The organism is Phaeobacter sp. JH20_08, assembly GCF_048056635.1.
Taxonomy (GTDB): Bacteria; Pseudomonadota; Alphaproteobacteria; order Rhodobacterales; family Rhodobacteraceae; genus Phaeobacter; species Phaeobacter bryozoorum.
The window spans coordinates 122729-145611 of record NZ_JAYMVV010000022.1; the positions used below are offsets into that span (position 1 = coordinate 122729).

Genomic DNA, 22883 nt, shown 5'->3' on the forward strand with positions numbered 1-22883 from the left:
TGACGGCGGGGCAAGGTTGGCGCCGTCGACAATGCGACAGCGCCTGCGGTTTCACACAGGTTGTGAAAGGGTGGGGTCAGTTTTGCAATTCTGCCCGAATCTGCTGGCGCAGCACGTCGATGGGCACGGTCTTTCCGTCCCGCTTGAAACACCAGTAGGTCCAGCCATTGCAGGAGGGCGCGTTTTCCAGATGCGCTCCGACCTGATGAATTGATCCCTTGATATTGTCGCCGATCAGCGTGCCGTCTGCGCGCACTTTTGCCTTGTGCCGACGGTTCATCGAATAAAGCTCGTCGCCCGGGCGCAACATGCCGCGCTCGACCAGCTGACCAAAGGGGACGCGCGGTTCGGCACGTTTGCTGGCAGAGACCTGCAGCGCTTCGCGGTCGAACTTGCGTACGGATTTGATGCGCTTTTCGGCAACTTCACGGTAGGCGGCTTCGCGCTCGATTCCGATAAATTCACGGCCCAGCATCTTTGCCACGGCGCCCGTGGTGCCGGTGCCAAAGAACGGGTCCAACACCACATCGCCCGGATTCGTCGAGCCAACGAGAATGCGGTGCAGCAGCGCCTCGGGTTTCTGCGTCGGATGCGCCTTATTGCCGGCCTCATCCTTCAGCCGCTCATGGCCGGTACAGATCGGCATGACCCAGTCCGAACGCATCTGCAAACCTTCGTTCAGCGCTTTCAGCGCCTCATAGTTGAAGGTATATTTTGCGCCTTCGGATTTTGAGGCCCAGATCATCGTCTCATGCGCGTTGGTGTAACGCTTGCCACGGAAATTCGGCATTGGGTTCGACTTGCGCCAGATCACATCGTTGAGGATCCAGAAGCCTTCGTCCTGCACCGCTGTGCCGACTCGGAAGATGTTGTGGTACGATCCGATCACCCAGATGGAGCCGTTTGGCTTCAGGATACGGCGCGCCTGTTTAAGCCAGGCACGGGTAAACTCGTCATAGACGCCAAAGCTGGAAAACTGATCCCAGTGGTCATCAACCGCATCGACCTTGCTGTTGTCAGGACGATGCAATTGCCCCTTCAGCTGAAGGTTATAGGGGGGATCCGCAAAAATCAGATCAATCGAATTTGACGGCAGACCGGACATCACGTCGATACAGTCACCGTCAAGGATCGCGTTTAGCGGGAGCGCCGCGGCGCCCCGTGTAAGTGTTTTGTTCATTTGCTCTGCCTCGATAACCACGGCGCATTTTTGCGCTCATTTTGGTTGTCCACAGGATGAGTCATCGTGGATTCGAGGTCAATTTGTTTTTTAGAACAAGGTGATGAGGTTCACTCTTGATACAATATGTTGTGGACAGGCTTAAAGGAACGCCGATGATGTGGGGTCACGCCCAGGTTCACCAGGGCGTCGCGGTGCTGTTTGGACGGGTAGCCTGCGTTTTTCTCCCAGCCATAGCCGGGAAACTGTTGCGCCAAATCCACCATGATCCGGTCACGGGCCAGTTTTGCCACGATGGATGCCGCCGCGATGGAGACTGATTTGCTGTCTCCCTTGATCACGAACTCCGACGTCTGGAGCAGACCCTTGGGGATCAGATTGCCATCGATCAGCAAATAATCCGGCGCCGGATCCAGGGCTGCAACGGCCCGCTCCATTGCCAGATGCGAGGCGCGCAGAATGTTCAGGGAATCAATCTCTTCGACGCTGGCATGAGCAATCGCAACCTCGGCCTGCGCAAAGATCGACGCTTCGACCGCCTCGCGCCGCTTGGCGCTTAGCTTCTTTGAATCGTTCAGCCCCTCGGGAATATTGTCGGCGTCCAGGATGACCGCAGCGGCGGTCACCGGTCCGGCGAGCGGGCCACGCCCAACCTCATCCACGCCTGCAATACGTATATGGCCACGCGCACGGGCGGCCGCTTCCAATGTGTAATCGGGATAATCCATCCCTTGGTCTGACCGGGTTTTAAGCCGGGTTTCAAGCCCGACCGCAGATACCGCGCAAAAAAGAGGGGGCCGAAGCCCCCTAAGTCTGCTCGAACCCAGGTCCCGCCGACCTCAGCGACGGGTAATGCGATAGCCGCGGTCCTTGAGGCAATCCGGGCGATAGCCGACACGATTGCGTTTGCCATTCCAGAAGGTCACCTGGCAGGCGCGCGGCAGGGTGTGCTCAAATCCGTACTGTTTGCGCAGACAGCCCTGCCCCATCAAAGTCCGGCTTTGGCTGTAGCGCGGGAAATAGCGCACGCATTGTGCCGGCAGATCATAGCGCGCAACATGCGGCGGAAGCGGTCTGGGATGATGAGGCCGATACGGCTTGCCATGTGACGGACGATGCGGACGGGTGACCTGTGGCTGATCATCATCGCGATTGTTCTTCACGATTGCACCGATGATGCCAAGCACGGCGAGACCCGCCAGCACCTTGGCAACATCCTCGTCCGCCCGTGCAGGCGCTGCGGAAAACCCGGTCACCGCGACCGCTGCGGCAACGATCAGCGTGATGAATTTGCGATGCGGTTTGGCATTTACATCAATGCGACTGCTGCGAAACATGGGATGTCCTTCCTGAAGTTCTGAAAACATGAGGCCAAATGACCGATGCAATCAGCCTGGTTCGGAACCGTGCGGACAGGCAATAACGGCGCCTTGTTATCGAATATCACCACCCGCAATCGCCTGTTGTTATTGAATATCCCGCGACAAATGCGCAGTGTGAGGGTATGAAAAACCTCCTTATCTCCACGGCTCTGATTGCCGGTCTTGCCATTGGTATGCTCAGCGATACGGGCCCGGCCGCAGCGGCCGAGTGTTACGCCGATTACAAGGCGAAACAGGATGCCCCCCTGCGGCTTCATTACGGCGTGATCCAGCTTGGCGGCGGCTGCAGCAAGTCGACCGCCAAGGCCGAAATCTCCGACCGGCTGTTGGCAGCGGGCTGGACCTTGCTCAATGTTCTGTCCATTTTTGGTCCCGACGGGCTGGAACAAAGGAAAACAGATGCCGGACCCTATTTTCTCCGTTTCTGAGGTGCGCGCGGCGGGAAGCCGCGTCATCGCATTGGGGATCACTGCCATCGTTGCCTTGCTGGCGATTGCCGGTACCGTGCTGCTGCTGACGCTTCCCGATGCCAACGCTTTCAACGCAAGGGTCGAGCGGGTCTTTGTGGAAAACGACCTTACCACGCAGGCCGAGATCAAGCTGCTTGAGATCCTCGCCCAGTCCGGCACGGCCTTTGCCGATACGCTGACCAGCTATCGGATGGTAATTTTTGTGCTGATGGTCTTTGCCACCATGATGATGGTGGCTGCGCTGGTGGTTCTGGCCATGCTGGTCATGCTGAACCGGCGCATGGTCCAGATCGAACGCGCAGGCATCCAAGTGACTGAACTGCTGATCAGCCGCGAAGAAAACACCGTCTACCTCAATACCATGGGCTTCAAACTGACCGCCGCAGCGATGGAAACGCTCGCAGTTCTGGCCGAGGCCCGGCTTGATGACGATGTCCTCTCCGGTGCGGAGATCGAGGCGATGATATCTGGCCGCCCCTCTGTTGACTGCGAAGAGGCCGCAGGAGCGACACGGATAAAGCGGCTGCGCGATACATTGGGCAATCAGATGGTCAGCGAACTTCTGGTCAAGAATATCGCCAAGCGCGGCTATGTCCTGTCGATCAGCAAGGATGTGATCCGCATGGTGTGACCCCCCGTGCGCAGGGAGATCACCAATCCCGCCACCGCATACTGACAGGGCCTTCTGCTCTTATCCAATGGATCAATTCCCTGTGCAGCTCTGGCATTTTGCCGGGAAACCACCACATAGTAGAAAACCAGGCAACATGGATCCCTTGTTGTCAGTCCACCCGGGAACAGCCCTCATGAACATGCGCGCCAGCACCGCAAGACCTGCATATGGAATTATGGTAGAGGAGCTGCGCGGCCCGGTTACGGCGCGGCTCGGTGGCAGGATCATCGCCCAGAGCACCCGTGCCAAGGTGATGTATGAGACCCGCCGACCTGCTGCCATCTATTTTCCCCGTGACGATATCCACACCTGCCTGACGCCTGCCAACGGGCACCAGACCTTCTGCCCGTTTAAGGGAACTGCAGGCTATCAGGATCTGGAACTTGGCGAACAGAGCATCTGCAATGCCGCCTGGTCCTATGACGATGCTCTGCCTGAGGCTTCCGGCATCGCAGGCCATGTCAGTTTTATGCCGGAAGCGCGCGTTGAGATCGACCTTGGCAGCAATCAGCTGGAGGTCCCGGAATACGGTAATATTTCAGGACCGCTGATCGACTGGCTGCTGCGCGAAGCTGCATATCTGCCTACACCTGAGGAATTCACCCAAAGCCTATCGGAGAAACTGGTCGAACATGGCGTTCACCTGTCGCGCCTCTCGGTGATGGCCTGGTCCCTGCACCCGATGATCGCGGGCAAGAACTTCATCTGGAGCCGCGCCTCCGGCAAGGTCACGACCTACGCCCCAAGCTATGAGATCCACGATCACCCGGCATTTCAGAACAGCCCCCTGCGCCATGTTTCCAACGGGCTTGGCGGCATCCGGCAGCGGTTGGATCTGGATCAGCCCAGCGATGCCTTTCCGATCCTCAGCGATCTGAGGGAAGAGGGCGCAACCGATTACGTGGCGATGCCGCTGCCCTTCTCCGATGGGAGGATAAACGTGCTGACGGTTGCCAGCCATCATCCGAAAGGGTTCTCGACCGAAAACCTGGGGCTGATATTCGAATGTTCTGCGGTTATTGCCCGGTACTATGAAGTGTTCATGCAGCGGGAGAACGCACAGTCCCTGCTGGAAACCTATGTAGGCAAGCGAACCGGCGCGCGGGTTCTGGGTGGGGAAATCCGGCGTGGTGATGGCGATGACATTGATGCCGCCATTATGTTCTGCGACCTGCGTGGATCCACTCGGCTTGAGGAGGACCTGGGCCGCAGCGCCTATATCGAGCTACTCAACAGCTTCTTTGAAACGGTATCGACGATCGTGCATGAACACGGCGGCGAGGTACTGAAATTCATCGGCGATGCGGTCCTAGCGGTGTTCCCCGCCGGCGACGCACCCGATGAGGCACGCGCGCAGGCCCTGCAATCGGCGCGGGCAATTGTTGCCGGACTGGACGCAATGGGCGACGAAGAGGGCAAGCGGCGCTGTGAATCGGCCATCGGTCTCGCCTACGGTCGTGTCACCTACGGCAACGTCGGATCCCGTGAGCGGTTGGATTTCACCGTCATCGGTCAGGCCGCCAATATCGCCGCACGGCTTGGCGACTATGGCAAATCCTGCGGCCATACGATCGTGGTCAGCCGCGACCTGTTGGAAACCCCGGAACAGGCGACGCCGCTTGGCTCGGTATCGCTGCACAATGTCTCCCGCCCGGTTGAGGCCTTCGCCGTTTCCGTGGCGATGGATGCCGACCAGCTCGCCGCGTCCTAACGGCTGACCAGCAGGCGCTGCGCCTCGTCCCCCATTGTTACAACCAGCGGCTCCTGCGCCTGCCGCGCCTTGAACGCAGCCTTGCCACCTAGCCCCTGCCAGTTGATCTGCACCAGCGACTGCGCAACAGCGCCGCCCAGCGTTGCCCCCGGTCCGGTGATGATAAACAGATCCGGCGCGAACTCCTGCGCCGCGACCTGCACCGCGCGAGTGAAATCATAAGGCTCAACGACCTGCGCATTCAGCGTGTAGTCCCTGAGGCTCGTCAGTGAATATCCGCCAGGCCACCAAACCTGCCCGCGCCCGTCGACCAATGGCTTCTTTGCCGCAGAGAACAGGTCCACCGGCAGTCGCGACCGGCCTTCAGCAGCGACCGGGGCCTGTAGGTCGGTATGGAACGCGGCATGGTTGGTCAATCGCATGGGGAAGCGATCCTGCACCTGCGGCACAGCCTGTTCAAACGCATCCAGACCGTCGGCATTGCCCGCCAGCACCAGCATGCCGCCCAGATTGATTGACAGCGACAGGTGATGATCAGGCCTGCTGTCTATGTCACGCACCAGCTGAAGCAGCTCTGTCTTGCGCTGCCGATCCAACTGCCAGTCGTCGCTCTGACAGGGGTAAACCAGCTGCCCGCCAATGAGATGCTGCTGCATCAGCTGACCCATGGTGTTGACCACCTCAAACCCTGTTTGAGGGCTGAGCGCACCGGCGGCGGCCAGCGCGATGTACCAGCCCATCGAATTGCCCGTGACCGCCACGACATCAATGTCCTCGGCGAGTGACTGCGCATCCGCAATCGCGCTGGCATAGATCAGCGGAGAGGCCACATCGCCGCGCGTGTATTTGGACATCGCGTATCTCTCAGCACCATCCAGCGCAGTGACACTCTCTTGGCCCACGGCCTCGCGCATTGCGTCAAATGATCCAATTAGAGCCTGCTTGTCGGCGTGGTGACGCGCCAGATACCCAAGTTCCGTTTTGTTGTATGTGCCACGTCCGGGACAGATCAGAACAGCGGTGCGGGTCATGTGTCAGCTCCTGTCAGCCGCAGCGCCGCTGCGACGATACTCTCCTTTGACGGCAATGTTGCAGCATAGGCGGGACCGGTCGGGATAAAGCAATCCTCCGCCACGACACGTGCCATCGGCGCGCCATCCGTCTCATAGAACAGCGACATCAGCGCCTCCGACTGACTTCCTGTGCTGCGGCATTCGTCGACGATCAAGATGTTGTCGCATCCTGCCGTGGCCGCAAGCAGCGCTTCCTTTGGCAACGGCGCGAGCCAGCGCAGATCGACGACCCGGGTGGAAACGCCCTTGGCCTTCAGCTCGGACTGGGCCTGTGTCGCCAAGTAACGGCCATTTCCATAGGTCACGATGGCAAGGTCTTGACCATCGCCATGCACCCCGACCTCTCCCAACGCAATCCGCTGGTCAGGTGCGGGATAGAGACGCATCCAGCCGCCGTCCTTCGGCTCATGCAAATCACGCATCGGATAAAGCGCTATCGGCTCGACAAAGACCACGACGCGCTGTTCCTCTCGCGCCAGACGCACGGCCTCGCGCAGCATCATCGCGGCCTCGGACCCGTCCGAGGGACAGGCAATCACGATGCCCGGAATATCGCGCAGGACCGCCAGCGAATTGTCATTGTGGAAATGGCCACCGAAGCCTTTCTGATAGCCCAGACCGGCAATCCGCAGCACCATCGGATTGCTGAACTGGCCGTTAGAGAAAAACGGCAGGGTCGCGGCCTCGCCACGGATCTGATCCTCGGCGTTGTGTAGATAGGCCAGGAACTGGATCTCCGGGATCGGGACAAATCCGTTGTGTCCCATGCCGATGGCCAGCCCAAGGATCGACTGCTCGTCCAGCAAGGTATCAATCACCCGGTCCGGGCCAAACCGCTGTTGCAGCTTCTGGGTGACGCCATAGACGCCCCCCTTCCGGCCGACATCTTCACCCATAGTGACCAGCTCAGGATGCTCCAGCATCAGGTCGGTCAAGGCCCAGTTGATCAACCGGCTCATCGGCTGGGGGTCTGTCTGAGCACGCAGATCGCTGCCCAGAATTTCTGCCCGCACCTCACCGCTTGGCCCGTTCGTCTTGCGACAGACCCGCTTTGGTGGGATCAGGCTGGCACTGACATCCCCTGCCGTTCTCAGATGCGGACGGGTGACGACCTCTGTGCGGATCCGTTCAACCCGCGCGCAGGTCTCAGTGTAAATCTCCAGTGCCGCTTCCCGTGACAAAGCTCCGGATTGCGACAGCAACCGCACGGAGTGCAGCAGCGGATCATTGGCCTCATCCGCCTCAACCTCTGCCTTGCTGAGGTAAGTGGTCGGCACGTCTGCACCTGCATGACCGTAGAGCCGCACGGTGCGCAGATGCAGGAAAGCAGGCTTGCGGCAGCGACGAACGTAGTCGGCAGCTGCCCCGGCCACCGCATAGGTGTCGTGGATATTCAGCCCGTCGGCCTGAAAATAGCGCATCCCCGGCCGATGCGACATCGACGCTTCGATCCACCCCTTCGGAGTCTTGACCGAAATGCCAATCCCGTTGTCCTCACAGACAAACAGCAGCGGCAAAGGTGTCGACTGCACAGACGCCCAACAGGCGGTATTGATCGCTCCTTGTGCCGTCGAATGATTGGCCGAGGCATCGCCGAAGGAACACATCACAAGCCCATCGTCAGGCAGAACCCGGTGCTCTGGATCATGCCGTCGCGCGGCACCGATAGAATAGGCCGCGCCGACCGCCTTGGGCAGATGGCTGGCAATGGTCGAGGTCTGTGGCGGGATCATCAGCGCCTTGGATCCCAGCACCTTGTGCCGCCCTCCCGATGTCGGATCTTCGGCAGAACAGGCAAAGGACAGCAGCATATCCCAGGCAATGCTCTGACCCGGCACCTGATCTGCCCGGGCGATCTGAAATGCGGCGTCGCGGTAGTGCAGGAAGGCCATGTCATCAGCGCGCAAGGCTCGCGCAACCGCCGCCATTCCTTCATGACCGGACGAGCCGATCGTGTAGAAACCCTGCCCAGCCTTTTGCATAGCCCGACTGGTGCGGTCCAGGGCACGGCTCAGGACCTGCGCGCGAAAGATCGCGACCGCATCACTGCTGCAAAGGTCCCCCACAGGCGACGGCCCCGGGGGCAGGCGACCTGCGACCACTCGATCAAGGAAATTTTGATGTACGATCTCGGCGCGATCCATGGCCTACCCCTTATTGCTCAGGGGCTTTATCGCCGATATGCGCCAGTCTTACCACTGAGATTACAGCAGGCACCCATGAGCAAAACTCATACTGCTCAGGTCAAAGACCGCTCCGCGGAATGACAAAGGCCGCGCCGAGGCGCGACCTTTTCTAACAAGCAATCAATGAGGGTCGGGATCAGTCTGCCTTTGCCCGCAAACTGTCGCGATACAGCGCCTTGGCCAGTGAAATCATCATGAAAACCATGACAATCGTGAAGGGCAGTGCGCCAATGATCATAGCGTTTTGCAAGGCTCCGAATGGATTGGAAGCCGCGCCACTGTTGCCAGCGATGATCAGCGCCCCGATGACCGAGGTCAGAATCAAGCCCCAGATGATACGGTGCTTGATCCCGGTTTCCTCTTCGCCACCGGACATGATGGTGTTCATCACCAGAATACCCGAATCCGCTGAGGTCACGAGGAAGGTCATGATCAGCACAACACACATCACGGTGATGGCAGACAGGAAGCCGCCCGAAATCATCTGCTCCAGCGTCACAAACAGCTTGGCGGTATTGGTCGCCCCGATGATCGACCCTGCGGCGGTACCGTTCAGTTCCAGATCAATCGCGGTGCCGCCCAGAATGGTCATCCACAGGAAGCAGACGATGGCAGGTGCGATCACGCAGCCCAGAATGAACTCACGCACGGTGCGCCCTTTGGAAATACGTGCCAGGAACAAACCGACGAAGGGCGAGAAGGCAATCCACCAGGCCCAGTAGAATGTGGTCCAGCCTGCCTGCCAGCCGAACTGGCGACCGGGTTCCCCGGCTGCATAGATCGCATCGGCATCCAGCGCTGCCGCCGACGCAGGCAGCCCTTCGGTGAAGCCGCCCAGCGAGCCCCAGGGGGATGTTGCCGAACCGTAGACCGAGCTCATATCTTCCGCAGGCAGCGCCTGTGCGGCCTCCGGCAGAGCCGTCGCAAAGGCATCCGCCGATTGCGGCCCATAGGCACCAAAGGACATCTGAGTGAAATGCAGGATGTAATCGACCAGACCGCTGCCGAATTTAGTCATCGCAAAGAAGAACGACCCAAAGAACACAAAGGTCAGAAGCAGGATAACCGACAGTACGAGATTGAGGTTGGAGAGATATTTGATGCCGCGACCAACCCCGGAAACTGCAGAAAGAATCGACAGCCCCATGATCACGAAAAGCGCCGACAGCAGGCCAACGGTGCTCGGTTTCGGCGCTTCGGCATCCCCGTTCATCAGCCATTCCATCCCTGAGACCGCATAGACGCCATCAACGAACTGGCTGACACCAAAACCGATGGTGACGGACACGCCAAGAATGGTGGCCACAACACCCAGAACATCAACCAGATGGCCGATAAAGCCATTTGCAGCCTTGCCGAGCAACGGCGTCAGGGCCGACCGGATCGTCAGCGGCATATCGCGCGTATAGGCATAATAGGCCAGCGACAGGCCGGTCAGAACGTAGATCGCCCAGGCGTGAAACCCATAGTGCAGGAAGGTGTAGCGATAGGCGGACTGGACCGCCTCTTCGGTATTTGCTGCGACCTCGCCGGACAGAACCAATGGGTTGGAACCCCAGAGGCCCAGCGGCTCCGCCGTTGCAAAGACCATTAGCCCAACACCCAGCCCGGCACCAAACATCATCGAGAACCACGAGAAATTGGAGAATTCCGGCGTCGCATCAGCCGCCCCCAGCTTCTTGTTGCCGGTTGCAGGCAGAATGGCCAGAACAAACAGGAAGAAGGCAAACAGTCCCACGGAGATGATGTAGAAGGCGTTGAATCCGTTCAGCAACTCGCTGTTCACCCAGGACAGGGTTCCGCTGGCTTTGCTTGGCCAGACCAAGGCCCAGAGGACCAGCGTCGTCATGATGATCTTACTGATCAACGCGATAGGAAGGCTGTGGCCCTCGTAGAAGCCGGATGGAGCTGTTTCGATCTCCAACTCGGTAAATGGTGGCTTGATTGACATAATCGTTCCCTGTTCCGTGTCGCGCGCCGTTGTTGTCGTTCCCCGTATCACCTGGCGCTCGGGTGGCGGGTTGTGCGCAGCGCACGCAAAGGTGCTGCGCAAGGCTCGATATGCGGTCACGCGGGCAGATCGGTAGATCCCATGTTGGCCCTTCGGCGCAACCTAGGCTCTGCTGCACGCGCAGCCGTTCGGTTTCAGTTCTGCTCCCCTATCTCCTGTCCCACGCCGACGCCGTCTCGAAGGTGCATCCAAGCCCCCTCGTCCCCATGTCGGCGTCCCGCATTTGGTCAAGACTACTCAATTACAGTGCTTCAGGCACTTCGAATAAAATGTAGCGAATTTCAGAAAATCTAAATCCATCGCAAAGACGAATTAGGGTTCAAACATTTCAAATGCTTGCAGCCTGTCAAAGCCTGTTCCAACGGCTAATATCGACCGGAAAAACATCTCGGATACAGAGATCAACACGCTCAAAATCCCTGATGACCGTGCCAAAATTTTGCGCAAGTTAACCAGACAGACCGGCCTCGGACCAATCCGCGACAGCAGAGAACCGGTAAGGTTCAGACGGAAACACCTGCCAGCAGGTCGGACCGGCTGATGTCGGCACGCTCCCCGGCCATTGTGATGCGCCCCCGTCGCAGAACGACAAATCTATCTGCAAGCTCATAGGCAAAATCGAAATATTGCTCGACCAGAACAATCGCCATCTCGCCCTCGTCGCGCAGATGCCGGATTACATCTCCGATCTGCTGGATGATATTCGGCTGGATCCCCTCGGTCGGTTCATCAAGCAGCAGCAGCTGCGGACGCGTGATCAATGCGCGTGCAATGGCAAGCTGTTGTTGTTGCCCTCCTGAGAGATCGCCTCCACGGCGATGACGCATATCGTGTAGAACGGGGAACAGCTGGTAGATCCGATCCGGCACCTGATGATCGCTTCGCGGCAGGCAGCCAAACCCGGTTTCGAGATTCTCAAGCACCGTCAGCAACGGAAAGATCTCCCGCCCCTGCGGCACATAAGCGATGCCTTTTTGCGCCAGTTGATAGGATGAGGCAGCCCGCAATGGGTCGCCGTCCAGCAGAATTTCTCCACCGGATCGAGGATGGCGACCGGAAATCGCCTTCATCAGGCTGGTCTTTCCCACGCCATTCGTCCCCATCACGCAGGCCACCTCACCACGTTTCACCTCCATCGAAATCCCATGCAGGATCTGCGAATGCCCATAGTGCAGCGATATATTTTCCAGCTTCAGCATATTTTAGCGCCCCAGATAAACATCAATGACAGCTTGATCGGCGGTCACATGATCCAGCGATCCTTCGGCGAGGACCGCGCCTTCGTGCAGAACCGTCACCTTGCAGTTGAGGCGCCGCACAAAGTCCATATCGTGCTCCACGACGACAACCGCACGCGTCTTGGCCGCTGCGACCAGGATAGCCGTGGTCTGTTCACGTTCTTCCGGGCTCATGCCTGCCGCCGGTTCATCCACCAGCAGCAACCGTGGTTCCTGCGCCAGCAACATGCCGATCTCCAACCACTGTTTCTGCCCATGGCTCAGCTCCCCGGCGGAACGGTGCAAGGCATCGGCCAGACCAACCTCCGCAGCCAGTTCCTGAACGCGGCCAAGATGCGGCGAGCTGGGGCGATAACGTAACACGGCAAACGGGCCGCGGTCCGCCTTCAATGCCAGCAGCAGGTTTTCCTGCACTGTCTGTTCCTCGAAGACCGTCGGTTTCTGGAACTTGCGGCCAATGCCGTCCCGCGCAATGCGCGCTTCGGAACCGGCAAACACCGATCTTCGACGACCATCCCAGATGATGCTGCCGCTATCGGGCGCAGTTTTCCCGGTGACAATATCCATGAAGGTGGTCTTGCCCGCACCGTTTGGTCCGATAATCGCGCGCAGCTCCGCCGGACCAATCCTGAACGACAGGTTGTTGATCGCGCGAAACCCGTCAAAGCTGACCGAAATACCTGAGACTTCCAGAAGCGGATTCATCGCTGGACCTCCTGCTCACCGGGTTCAGTTGCAATCGTTCTGCGTTGCTGGATCAGGTCAAGCAATCCACCGATCCCCTTGGGCGCAAACAGCGTCACCAGAACGAACCCGAGCCCCAGGACAACCTGCCACCAGTCAACCCAGCGAATAGTGAAAATCCCAAGATCAACATCCGGTGCCTGACCGCCAGTAAACCAGCTGGACAGCAGCGAGACGAGTGCGGCACCAATCACCGCGCCGTAAAGTCGGCCACGTCCACCGATGGCGACCCAAACCGCGAGGTAGATAGACGCGATTGGCGCCATCTCAGCAGGGTTGATGATGCCGGCCTGCGGGTAATAAAGCGCACCTGCAATGCCCGCGACACAGGCGGTTCCGGTGAACACCACCAGCTTGTAGCCCTCAACGGAATAGCCCAGAAACCGGACCCGGGTTTCATTGTCGCGGATCGCCCGCAGCACGGATCCAAACTTTCCGCCAACCACCCAGGCAGCCGTCACATAGCCCAGCCCTAATGCAAGGGCCGAGCCCCAGAAAAACCAGATCGAAACCAGCGACTGCGGCACATCAGTCAGACCGGGCAGGTTTTGCAGCCCGCTCAGCCCGTTGTTGCCACGCAATCCGCTGTCGTTCTGGAACAGATATAGCGCCAGCGCCAATGTCATCGCCTGCGTCAGGATCGACAGGTAGACACCCGTGACCCGGCTGCGAAAGGCCAGCCAGCCAAAGACCAGCGCCAGCAGCCCGGGAACCGCCACGACAAGTAAGAGCTGCACTGCCAGACTGTCGGCAAAGGCCCAGACCAGCGGAAAGCTGTCCCCCCCGACGACACCAAAGATCTGATGTGCGATCGCATCATGTATCTCGCCCTGGGTTGGCCGTAGCACCGCATCCGACAGGGAGCCGAGCACCGCATCCCGCGTACGCTCATACATCAGCCACATGCCAATCATGTAGCCGCCCAGCCCGAAAAACGCGAAATGCCCCAGGCTGAGGATCCCGACATAGCCCCAGATCAGATCCATCGCGATCGCTACCAGACATAGGCAGAGAGTCTTGCCCAGTGTCTTGATCATGGAGGTGGAAACAAACCCGGCCCCCAACCCTTCGGACAGCAGGGTAATTCCCAGCGTGAACAGCGCCAGAACGGCAATGAAAACCAGCACCGATGGATTGCGGGCAATAAACGAACGCTGCATGGATCAGTCCCCCGCCGCGCGGCCACGCAGGGCAACAATTCCGCGCGGTCTGAATTGGATGAAGATGATGATCAGCACAATCATATAGGTCTGTGCCGCCAGCGTGTTGGACGGGTTCAGCCATTCGATGCCCTTCTGGGAGAAACCGATCATCACCGCCCCGGCCAGGGTGCCCCAGATACTGCCGACGCCGCCGACCACAACGGTCATGAAGCTCTGGACGATGTAGTCGTTGCCCAGCTCGGAGGTCACCTTGGCAAAGAGCCCGATTGCAACGCCCGCGATGCCCGCGATGCCGGACCCCAGGCCAAAGGTCAGCATATTCACCCGGTCCGGATTGATCCCCATGGATGCCGCCATGCCTCGGTTTTGGGTGACGGCACGGGTTTCCAGCCCCAGGCGTGTGCGCCGGATAATGAACAGCAACAGCCCAAGAAAACCCAACGCCAGCACGAAGATCGCGATACGGATATAACTGATGGACACGACGTCGTTGATGATCCACGCGCCGTCCAGCCATCCCGGTGCGGTCAGCGGGCGCGCCTGCGTCCCGAATATGTTCTTGGCCAGCTGCTGCAATGCGATGGAAATACCAAATGTCGCAAGAAGCGTCTCTAACGGCCGATTGTAGAGCCAGCGGATCACCAGACGCTCCATCGCAATCCCCGCTCCGAAGGTCACCGCAAAGGCCGCTGGAATCGCCACCAGAATGGACAGCGTATGGTCGGAGATGAACAGCTGCACCACATAGCCGGTATAAGCCCCCATCATGATGAATTCGCCGTGGGCCATGTTGATGACCCCCATAACGCCAAAGGTGATCGCAAGACCGATGGCCGCCAGAAAATAGATCGACGCCAGAGACATGGCATCCAGAGTGAGATCCGCCGCCTGATTGAAACCGACCTGCCTGTTGATGCGCGCCAGTGCCGTCTCTGCGGCATCCGTCACCGCCAAGGAGGACTCCTCATAGATGTCAAAGTACCGGTAGCCTGCGACTGCTTCAGCCATCTCTTCCCGGGTTGGGGCCGGGCGGGCCAGACCGGCAGCCACCAGACCGTCATAGGCCTGTTGCCGCATTGCAGGGTCAGACAATTGCGCCAATGGAATACCGGCCACACGACCATCGGCGATATTGGCCTCCAACGCTGATCTGATCTCGTCGGCCCCCAGCGCCGCAGGTGCCAGATCGCGGGCAACCAGTGCGGCATAGGCATCCTCCGCGCCGATCCCGCGCCCGATACGCCGCTCGGCCGCGACATTTGCACCCGTCGGCGCACCCGAGGAATGGATTTGCAACTCCGTCTGCAACAGCGGGTTCAATGTCGCGCGGACATCAACCCCCAGATCGGCGGACATCTCCTCAATTGCGCCAACACGTGCCTTTGGATCGGTATCAAAGCGAATGGTCAACAGGCGCTCCGCACGCCGCTTCAAGGCCAGCAGATCCTCATCGGTCTCACTGGCAATTGAGGCCCGCAACGGCATGAGCGCCGCGGCTGACGGGTCCCGCCCGATGGAGGTAACTGCCGCCTGTCGTATCGACAGATCCGGGTCTTCCAGTTGGAACCGAACCAGCGCCGTTCCGATCATCGCCCGCACGCCGGAGTTGGGCTTGATCAGCTTGAGATCGCCCTTATCCGCCACCCCGACCATTGCGCCACTGTCGAGGTCAATCAGATCATAACGCCCATCAGCGTTTTTCTCGGCCCTGAAGAACACGTGGTCGGATGTCCGCAGGACCAGTTTCTTGTCCTGCCAGAGCTGCAAGACAGACTGAACCTGCGCGAGGCCACTTTCGGCGATGGCATCAATCGCGGGTTCGATCGTCTGCCGCGAACTGGCGACAATCAAGGCGGACTGCGACTGAAGGAGGTCCTGAACCCCTGTATTCGATGGTGCAGATGCAACAGGCGAAGGCGAGGCCAGTTGAGGCGCTGTCTGCGCCGTGGCAGCCAAGCAGCCCCAAAGCACAAACAGACCAGCGGCAAAAAACCGTGTCATGATAGGCGTCATTTCCGTTCGAGGAGGGAAGAGAGGGTTGGAAGGGAGGAAATCCCCCCTTCCGTTACGATCCTGCCAGGTCAGTAGTTGGACAGGGTCTGCACGCAGCTCTTGGTCTCGGTGTTGTACATACCGCAGCCGAGGTCTTTCCAATCCGAAGTCAGAACAGCCGACTCGGGAAGGAAATCTGTCCAGGCATCGCCGGGCACTTCCTCAGTCTGGCTGATGATATCAAACTGCCCGTTGTCCAGAATCTCACCGATCAGTACCGGTTTGGCCAGATGGTGGTTAGGCAGCATGACCGCCGTGCCACCGGTTAAGTTCGGAACCTCCTGCCCGTACATCGCCGCGCGGACAGCATCGACATCTGTGGTGCCGGCCTCTGTCACCGCATTCACCCACATGTTGAAACCGATGTAATGGGCTTCCATCGGATCGTTGGTTACCCGGTCCTCGCCCATCCGCTCCTTCCACTTCGCGACAAAGGCGCTGTTGGCGTCATCCTCGGCGGATTGAAAGTAGTTCCACGCCGCCAGATGCCCGACCAGATTGGAAGTATCAAGACCCGAGAGTTCCTCCTCCCCGACAGAAAACGCCACAACCGGGATATCGTCAGCGCTGATACCGGCTGCCGCCAACTCTTTGTAAAACCCGATATTCGCATCGCCGTTGATGGTGGAGATCACCCCCACCTTCTTGCCATCTGCGCCCAGCGCCACGACATCGGCAACGATCTTGGACCAGTCCGAATGACCAAACGGAGTGTAGTTCACGAAGATATCACTCTCGGCGACTCCCTTCTGCTTCAGATAGCTGGCGAGGATATTGTTCGTGGTGCGCGGATATACATAATCGGTGCCCAGCAGCGCGAATTTCTCCACACCCAGCTCGTCCAGAAAGTAATCCGTTGCCGGAATTGCCTGCTGGTTCGGCGCAGCACCGGTGTAGAACACGTTGCGCGAGCTTTCTTCGCCCTCATATTGCACCGGATAGAACAACAGGCCGTTCAGCTCTTCGATCACCGGCAGCACCGATTTGCGGCTCACCGAGGTCCAATTGCCAAAGATCACATCGACCTCATGCACACTCAGCAATTCGCGGGCTTTCTCGGCGAACAGGGGCCAGTTGGACGCAGGATCCACCACAACCGGTTCCAGTTCACAACCGAGGACGCCGCCTTTGGCGTTCTGATCCTCAAGGAGCATCAGCATGGTATCTTTGAGCGTTGTTTCGGAAATCGCCATCGTCCCAGACAGCGAATGCAGGACACCCACCTTTATTGGGCAATCAGCCGCCGCAACCGCAGTTCCCATGGTCGCCAAACCCAGCGCAGTGCAGGTGGCTGTCGTCGCCAGAACAGATTTATAGGTGATCATTCAGTCTCTCCTCGCCCGGACAGAGGTGTATCCCTTGCGCCGGGGCGCCGGATTTCCTACCTGTGGCGGGCAGCTTCGTGTTGCATCCGTGTGGCGGCTGGCGAGATCGCAAATTCCTCCGGTCGTCACACATCCACGATGTTTGAGCCTCGCTCTCGTGGATGGGCTGAGCATTCTGCATCGCAGCAAGTTTCGCAAACGACGCGCGAAAAACGCCCGCCGACAACCGCGCAACAGCCTGTTTTTTGATCACCAAACCCACAATTGGCCTCTATTTTGCGCAGGGCTTGCCGCGGAACAGCCAACTGTTCGCTTTGAACTGGCGGCAGATCCGTACTGTGATGAAATCGACAGCATGACGCCTAGACCTTCATCCCAGCGCCAATTGATGCCTTGGCAAACCGCCTGTTCCGGTGATTCCAGGGCGTCGCGCCTTCCTACGGCCGAGACGCAACCATGGCCGAGCCAGCCGATCCCGCCGCGCGCCATCGGCACGGTCTCGGTATCCTCCAAGCGGCGCGGCAACACATCGGTCCTCGCCGGACTCCGTCAGGCGGGCTCTCTGAAGCTGCTGTTCCCGCGCACCCATGACGCGGATCTTCAGGGGGTTCTGGTCAATACAGCGGGCGGTGTGACTGGCGGAGATCAATTTGAACTCAGCGCCACCGCGCGCGTCGGAACCTCTCTTACGCTCACCACCCAGGCGGCGGAGCGGGCCTATCGGGCGCAACCCGGAGAGACGGGCACAATTCGCAACTCGCTCAGTGTCGAGCCTCGCGCCAGCCTTGCCTGGCTGCCCCAGGAAACCATCCTGTTTCAAGGGTGCAACCTGGATCGGACGCTGACGGTCGATCTGCACGAAGACGCCCGGCTGCTGCTATGCGAGACGCTGATCTTCGGGCGGGCGGCAATGGGCGAGACCCTTACCAAGGCGAGCCTGCGTGATTGCATCGACATCCGCCGCGCAGGCGCACCGCTGTTTCTGGATAACGTAAGCCTCGATGGTGACATCGCGGCCCATCTGGCAAGGCCCGCAACCGCAAACGGCGCCGGAGCCATCGCAACGCTCATTTATGTTGAACCGGACGCTGCCGGGCGGCTTGGCCCGTTGCGCGCGCAGCTTGGCCCGACCGCCGGGGCCAGCCTGATCGGCTCAGACCTGCTGGTCATGCGTGCCCTCGCAGCGGACAGCTATGTCCTGCGCCAGCTCCTGCTGCCGATCCTCCGTGATCTGCGCGGCGCCCCTCTTCCCCGACCTTGGATGATCTGACATGAACCTGACCCCGCGTGAAAAAGACAAACTGCTGATCTCCATGGCCGCAGAGGTTGCCCGACGACGCCTCTCTCGCGGCGTCAAGCTGAACCATCCCGAAGCAATTGCCCTGATCACCGACGCCGTTGTCGAAGGTGCACGAGACGGCCGATCAGTCGCCGACATGATGGAAGCCGGCGCGCAGGTCATCACCCGCGACGACTGCATGGAAGGCGTGCCCGAGATGATCCACGACATTCAGGTCGAGGCAACATTCCGCGATGGCACAAAACTCGTCACCGTTCACAACCCCATTCGCTGATTCAGATTCAGGAGACCCAGACCCATGACATTGCGACCCACGCTCCTCTCATTGTTGCTGCTGGCTGGCGGCCCCGCGCTCGCCCATGGCGGCGCGCATGTTCACCCGCACGGTGCGGACACCTGGCTTCTCGTGGCTCTGGTCGCGACTGTCGTTATCGGCTGCGCCAGCCTTCTGTGGCGGCGCAAATGATCCCGGGAGAACTGATCCCCGCCGCGGGCAGTCTGGACCTCAACCCGGATCGTCCGGTCACCGTCCTGATGGTCTCTAACACCGGTGACCGCCCGGTACAGATCGGCTCGCACTACCATTTTGCCGAGGCGAACCCAGCTCTAGACTTTGACCGGGAGGCCGCTCGGGGCCTGCGTCTTGATATCGCTGCCGGCACAGCCGTGCGCTTTGAACCGGGCCAGCGCCGCGAGGTACAGCTGATCCCGATATCCGGCGCGCGACGGATCTTCGGCTTCAACGCCGCCATCATGGGGGATCTCTGATGCCATCCCAGATTTCACGCGCCGATTACGCGGCCATGTTCGGCCCCACGGTGGGAGACCGTCTGCGTCTGGCGGACACCGATCTGACTATCGAGGTGGAGCGCGATTTGATCGCCGAAGCCAGCGGTGTCGGCAACGTGCTCAGCTACGGCGAAGAGGTGAAATTCGGCGGGGGCAAGGTCATCCGCGACGGCATGGGCCAGTCTCAGGCGAGCCGCGCCGAGGGGGCCGTTGACACGGTCATCACCAATGCGCTGATCGTGGACCATAGCGGCATCTACAAGGCGGATGTGGGTCTGAAAGACGGGCGCATCGCCGCCATCGGCAAGGCAGGCAACCCGGACACTCAACCCGGTGTCACGATTGTCATCGGGCCGGGAACCGAGATCATCGCGGGCGAGGGGCGCATCCTGACCGCTGGCGGTTTTGACAGCCACATCCATTTCATCTGCCCGCAGCAGATCGAGGAGGCGCTGCACTCCGGGCTGACGACCATGCTCGGCGGCGGCACCGGCCCCGCACATGGAACCCTCGCCACCACCTGTACGCCGGGGCCATGGCACATCGGGCGCATGTTGCAGGCCGCCGACGCCTTTCCGATGAACATGGCCTTTGCGGGCAAAGGCAACGCCTCACAGCCCCGCGCGCTTGAGGAACAGATCATTGCCGGGGCCTGCGCGATGAAGCTGCATGAGGACTGGGGCACCACCCCCGCCGCCATTGACTGCTGCCTGTCAGTAGCGGACGCGATGGACGTGCAGGTGATGATCCACACCGACACACTGAATGAATCAGGCTTTGTTGAACACACGGTCGCAGCGCTGAAGGGGCGCACCATCCATGCCTTCCACACCGAAGGCGCGGGTGGCGGCCATGCCCCGGACATCATCAAGATCTGCGGCGAAGCGCATGTCCTGCCCTCCTCTACCAATCCGACCCGCCCCTTTACCGTCAACACCATCGAAGAGCATCTCGATATGCTGATGGTCTGTCATCACCTCGACAAGTCCATCCCCGAGGACGTCGCCTTTGCTGAAAGCCGCATCCGTCGCGAAACCATTGCGGCAGAGGATATTCTCCATGACATGGGCGCCTTCTCGATCATCGCTTCGGACAGTCAGGCGATGGGGCGGGTGGGTGAGGTTCTGATCCGCACCTGGCAGACTGCCGACAAGATGAAAAAGCAACGCGGACGCCTGCCCGAGGAGACAGGAGAAAACGATAATTTCCGCGTCCGCCGCTATATTTCCAAATACACGATCAACCCGGCCATCGCCCATGGTATCGCCCATGAAATCGGCAGTATCGAGGTCGGCAAACGCGGTGATCTGGTGTTGTGGAATCCTGCCTTCTTTGGGGTAAAGCCTGAAATGGTTCTGCTCGGCGGGTCCATTGCAATGGCGCAGATGGGCGACCCCAATGCGTCTATCCCCACACCACAGCCGGTCTATTCCCGGCAGATGTTCGCAGCCTTTGGCCGATCGGTGGAAAACTCCTCCGTCACCTTTGTCTCCGAAGCGGCGCAGGCAGGCGGGATTGCCCAGCACCTTGGTCTCGCCAAACAGACCTGCGCGGTCAGAAACACCCGCGACATTGGCAAATCGGACCTGAAACTCAACACCGCCCTGCCCAAGATCGAGGTCCATCCCGAAACCTATGAGGTCCGTGCAGATGGCGAGCTTCTGACCTGCGCCCCGGCCGATGATCTGCCCATGGCCCAGCGCTATTTCCTTTTCTGACGGAGCCTTCCCATGTCATTCCCCCTCAGCCAACACAAGATCCACGCGCATGATGCCGACGACCGGATCACCCTCAGCTACGAGGATCGTTTCCTGCGACGCAGGGTGCTGACCTCTGATAGTGGCCTGCGGTTTCTGGTCGATTTCCCCTCCACGCTGTCGCTCGACATGGGCGATGCTTTTGTCTTGGACGATGGCCGCAAAATCGGCGTGCACCCGGCAAACGAACCGCTGCTGGAGGTCACCGGCGATCACCTGCTGCGCCTAGCCTGGCATATCGGCAACCGCCATATGCCCTGCCAGATCGACGCGGATCGTCTGCTGATCCAGCGCGACCATGTGATCCGCGACATGCTGCAAAAACTCGGCGCGACATTGCGCGATGTGGTCGAACCCTTCACCCCCGAGGGCGGCGCCTATGGTCATGGCCGCACCCACAGCCATTCCCATGGCGACGCTCAGGGGCAGCCCCATGCCCACTGAGGCACAGTTGCTGACCCTGATGCAGTGGTTTTCTCCCGGCTACCCGGTGGGGGCCTTCAGCTATTCCCACGGATTGGAATGGGCGATGACCTCCGCCGCGGTCAGCTCGGCTGCCGACGTGCAGGACTGGATCGCAACGGTTCTGCGCGACGGCGGCGGCTGGTCGGATGCGCTGTTCCTCGCTGCGGCCTATCACGCCCCGGACGCCGATACCGTGCAGCGGATCGACACCCAATGCCGCGCCTATGCACCATCCCTGGAACGCCTCCGCGAAACCGATCTTCAGGGCGCAGCCTTTTGCCAGATCACCCGCAGCATCTGGCCCGGAACCGACCGAGACGTTGCCGCAAGGCTCACCTATCCCGTAGCTGTCGGCTTTGCGGCAAATTGCTGTTCGATGCCCTTGCAGGCCACAACGGCGCTTTACCTGCACGCATTCACCGCAAACCTCGTCGCGGCGGCTCAGCGCCTTGCCCCCATCGGGCAAAGCGACGCACAGGCTATCCTCCACGCCCTTGCGCCGCTCTGCCAGCAGATCGCAGAGCAAACCGGGGATGGTGACCTCCAGCGCCTGTCCTCCACCTGCTTTCTTGCGGACATTGCCGCGATGAAACACGAAACACAGCATTCAAGGATCTTTCGCACATGAGCACATTGAACGGCCCCCTGCGCATTGGAATTGGCGGCCCGGTTGGCGCGGGCAAAACCACCCTGACCGCAGCCCTGAGCGAGGTGTTTCGCGACAGCCACTCCATTGCGGTGATAACCAATGACATCTACACGCAGGAGGACGCCGAGGCCCTGATGCGGTTGCAGATCCTGCCGCAGGACCGGATCCTGGGTGTTGAAACCGGCGGCTGCCCTCATACAGCCATCCGCGAGGATGCGTCGATCAACCTCGGCGCGGTCGCGGAGATGCGGGAGCGCCACCCGGATCTCGAGATTGTCCTGATTGAGAGCGGCGGAGACAACCTCTCTGCCACCTTCAGCCCCGAGCTGGCAGATCTGACCATCTATGTGATCGACGTCGCCGCAGGCGAGGAAATCCCCCGCAAAGGCGGGCCGGCGATCACCCGCTCGGATCTGTTGATCATCAACAAGACCGACCTTGCCCCGCATGTCGGTGCGGATCTATCGGTGATGGAGCGCGATGCAAAACGAATGCGCGGGGATCGCCCATTTTTGTTTGCCAATCTCAAGGCCCGCGACGGTGTCGGAGTGATCCGCGAGATGATCCAAACCCTTGGCGGACTCGGCTAGCCGCCCCGCGATTTACAAATCTCAACTCACCTTATTGGGGTGTCAAACTATATTGAAGCCATGGCTGGGCACCTGGTGGGCGGCCGGTCTTTGGGCGGCCCCAGCAGGCTGATCAGAGACGGAGA

Annotated in this window: 22 protein-coding genes; 11 read left to right on the forward strand and 11 right to left on the reverse strand. The window is 60.0% G+C overall.

The annotated features are described in order from the left end of the window. Positions 1-76: 76 nt before the first annotated feature. The 3 genes from VWY75_RS19035 to VWY75_RS19045 form a co-directional block, all read right to left on the reverse strand. Positions 77-1180, reverse strand: a complete 1104-nt coding sequence (locus tag VWY75_RS19035) for a site-specific DNA-methyltransferase (RefSeq protein WP_340546957.1) — start codon at positions 1178-1180, stop codon at positions 77-79. A gap of 110 nt (positions 1181-1290) precedes the next feature. Then, a complete protein-coding gene (locus VWY75_RS19040) occupies positions 1291-1908 on the reverse strand; it encodes a ribonuclease HII (RefSeq protein ID WP_340546958.1) in 618 nt (205 codons plus the stop codon). Positions 1909-2019: 111 nt separating this feature from the next. Next, positions 2020-2517 carry a hypothetical protein gene (locus VWY75_RS19045; protein WP_340546959.1) on the reverse strand — a complete coding sequence of 166 codons (498 nt, stop codon included), beginning with the start codon at positions 2515-2517 and terminating at the stop codon, positions 2020-2022. 167 nt (positions 2518-2684) lie between these two features. On the opposite strand from VWY75_RS19045, the gene VWY75_RS19050 reads away from it, so the two are divergent. The 3 genes from VWY75_RS19050 to VWY75_RS19060 all read left to right on the forward strand — a co-directional run bounded on the left by VWY75_RS19050 (position 2685) and on the right by VWY75_RS19060 (position 5416). Further along, positions 2685-2990 carry a hypothetical protein gene (locus tag VWY75_RS19050; protein ID WP_416537680.1) on the forward strand — a complete coding sequence of 102 codons (306 nt, stop codon included), beginning with the start codon at positions 2685-2687 and terminating at the stop codon, positions 2988-2990. Further along, on the forward strand, positions 2962-3663 hold the full coding sequence (locus tag VWY75_RS19055; protein WP_340546961.1) for a winged helix-turn-helix domain-containing protein: 702 nt from the start codon (positions 2962-2964) through the stop codon (positions 3661-3663). Before VWY75_RS19050 ends, VWY75_RS19055 begins: the two co-directional genes overlap by 29 nt. Positions 3664-3838: 175 nt before the next feature. Next, positions 3839-5416 (forward strand): DUF427 domain-containing protein, encoded by a 1578-nt coding sequence (locus tag VWY75_RS19060; protein WP_416534447.1) that lies wholly within the window; start codon positions 3839-3841, stop codon positions 5414-5416. Here VWY75_RS19060 and VWY75_RS19065 read toward each other — a convergent pair. The 8 genes from VWY75_RS19065 to urtA form a co-directional block, all read right to left on the reverse strand. Next, entirely contained in the window at positions 5413-6447 is a 1035-nt protein-coding gene (locus VWY75_RS19065; RefSeq protein WP_416537681.1) for an ACP S-malonyltransferase, read from the reverse strand. The two genes, VWY75_RS19060 and VWY75_RS19065, sit on opposite strands and share 4 nt — an antisense overlap. Beyond that, a complete protein-coding gene (locus tag VWY75_RS19070; RefSeq protein ID WP_416537682.1) occupies positions 6444-8633 on the reverse strand; it encodes a dehydrogenase E1 component subunit alpha/beta in 2190 nt (729 codons plus the stop codon). Before VWY75_RS19070 ends, VWY75_RS19065 begins: the two co-directional genes overlap by 4 nt. A 178-nt stretch (positions 8634-8811) precedes the next feature. After that, positions 8812-10626 (reverse strand): BCCT family transporter, encoded by a 1815-nt coding sequence (locus VWY75_RS19075; protein ID WP_340546965.1) that lies wholly within the window; start codon positions 10624-10626, stop codon positions 8812-8814. Positions 10627-11189: 563 nt separating this feature from the next. Continuing rightward, positions 11190-11885 (reverse strand): urea ABC transporter ATP-binding subunit UrtE, encoded by a 696-nt coding sequence (gene urtE, locus VWY75_RS19080; protein ID WP_416537683.1) that lies wholly within the window; start codon positions 11883-11885, stop codon positions 11190-11192. Between the two features lie 3 nt (positions 11886-11888). Further along, positions 11889-12629 carry an urea ABC transporter ATP-binding protein UrtD gene (gene urtD, locus VWY75_RS19085; RefSeq protein ID WP_340546967.1) on the reverse strand — a complete coding sequence of 247 codons (741 nt, stop codon included), beginning with the start codon at positions 12627-12629 and terminating at the stop codon, positions 11889-11891. Continuing rightward, on the reverse strand, positions 12626-13828 hold the full coding sequence (urtC, locus tag VWY75_RS19090; RefSeq protein WP_416537684.1) for an urea ABC transporter permease subunit UrtC: 1203 nt from the start codon (positions 13826-13828) through the stop codon (positions 12626-12628). Before urtC ends, urtD begins: the two co-directional genes overlap by 4 nt. A gap of 3 nt (positions 13829-13831) precedes the next feature. Continuing rightward, positions 13832-15832, reverse strand: coding sequence for an urea ABC transporter permease subunit UrtB (gene urtB / locus VWY75_RS19095; RefSeq protein ID WP_416537685.1), 2001 nt, complete (start codon positions 15830-15832; stop codon positions 13832-13834). Between the two features lie 80 nt (positions 15833-15912). Then, the gene (gene urtA, locus VWY75_RS19100) at positions 15913-17208 is read right to left on the reverse strand and encodes an urea ABC transporter substrate-binding protein (RefSeq protein WP_416537686.1); all 1296 of its coding nucleotides are present in this window, start codon (positions 17206-17208) and stop codon (positions 15913-15915) included. A 388-nt stretch (positions 17209-17596) separates the two neighbouring features. Here urtA and VWY75_RS19105 point away from each other — a divergent pair, with 388 nt between their 5' ends. Genes VWY75_RS19105 through ureG form a run of 8 tightly spaced genes read left to right on the forward strand, consistent with a single transcriptional unit; the run spans position 17597 to position 22758 of the window. Next, a complete protein-coding gene (locus VWY75_RS19105; protein WP_416537687.1) occupies positions 17597-18478 on the forward strand; it encodes an urease accessory protein UreD in 882 nt (293 codons plus the stop codon). Position 18479: 1 nt separating this feature from the next. Continuing rightward, positions 18480-18782: an urease subunit gamma gene (locus VWY75_RS19110; RefSeq protein WP_260089774.1), complete on the forward strand. Its 303-nt coding sequence runs from the start codon at positions 18480-18482 to the stop codon at positions 18780-18782. Positions 18783-18806: 24 nt separating this feature from the next. Further along, positions 18807-18974 (forward strand): peptidase M23, encoded by a 168-nt coding sequence (locus VWY75_RS19115; RefSeq protein WP_416534441.1) that lies wholly within the window; start codon positions 18807-18809, stop codon positions 18972-18974. Then, positions 18971-19276: an urease subunit beta gene (locus VWY75_RS19120; protein WP_260089776.1), complete on the forward strand. Its 306-nt coding sequence runs from the start codon at positions 18971-18973 to the stop codon at positions 19274-19276. Before VWY75_RS19115 ends, VWY75_RS19120 begins: the two co-directional genes overlap by 4 nt. Beyond that, positions 19276-21015 (forward strand): urease subunit alpha, encoded by a 1740-nt coding sequence (gene ureC, locus VWY75_RS19125; RefSeq protein WP_416537688.1) that lies wholly within the window; start codon positions 19276-19278, stop codon positions 21013-21015. The genes VWY75_RS19120 and ureC overlap by 1 nt, the downstream gene beginning before the upstream one ends. Positions 21016-21027: 12 nt before the next feature. Continuing rightward, entirely contained in the window at positions 21028-21498 is a 471-nt protein-coding gene (locus VWY75_RS19130) for an urease accessory protein UreE (RefSeq protein ID WP_340546974.1), read from the forward strand. Further along, positions 21488-22147 carry an urease accessory protein UreF gene (locus VWY75_RS19135; protein ID WP_416534438.1) on the forward strand — a complete coding sequence of 220 codons (660 nt, stop codon included), beginning with the start codon at positions 21488-21490 and terminating at the stop codon, positions 22145-22147. The genes VWY75_RS19130 and VWY75_RS19135 overlap by 11 nt, the downstream gene beginning before the upstream one ends. Continuing rightward, positions 22144-22758, forward strand: a complete 615-nt coding sequence (gene ureG / locus VWY75_RS19140) for an urease accessory protein UreG (protein ID WP_340546976.1) — start codon at positions 22144-22146, stop codon at positions 22756-22758. The genes VWY75_RS19135 and ureG overlap by 4 nt, the downstream gene beginning before the upstream one ends. The last annotated feature ends 125 nt before the right edge of the window (positions 22759-22883 follow it).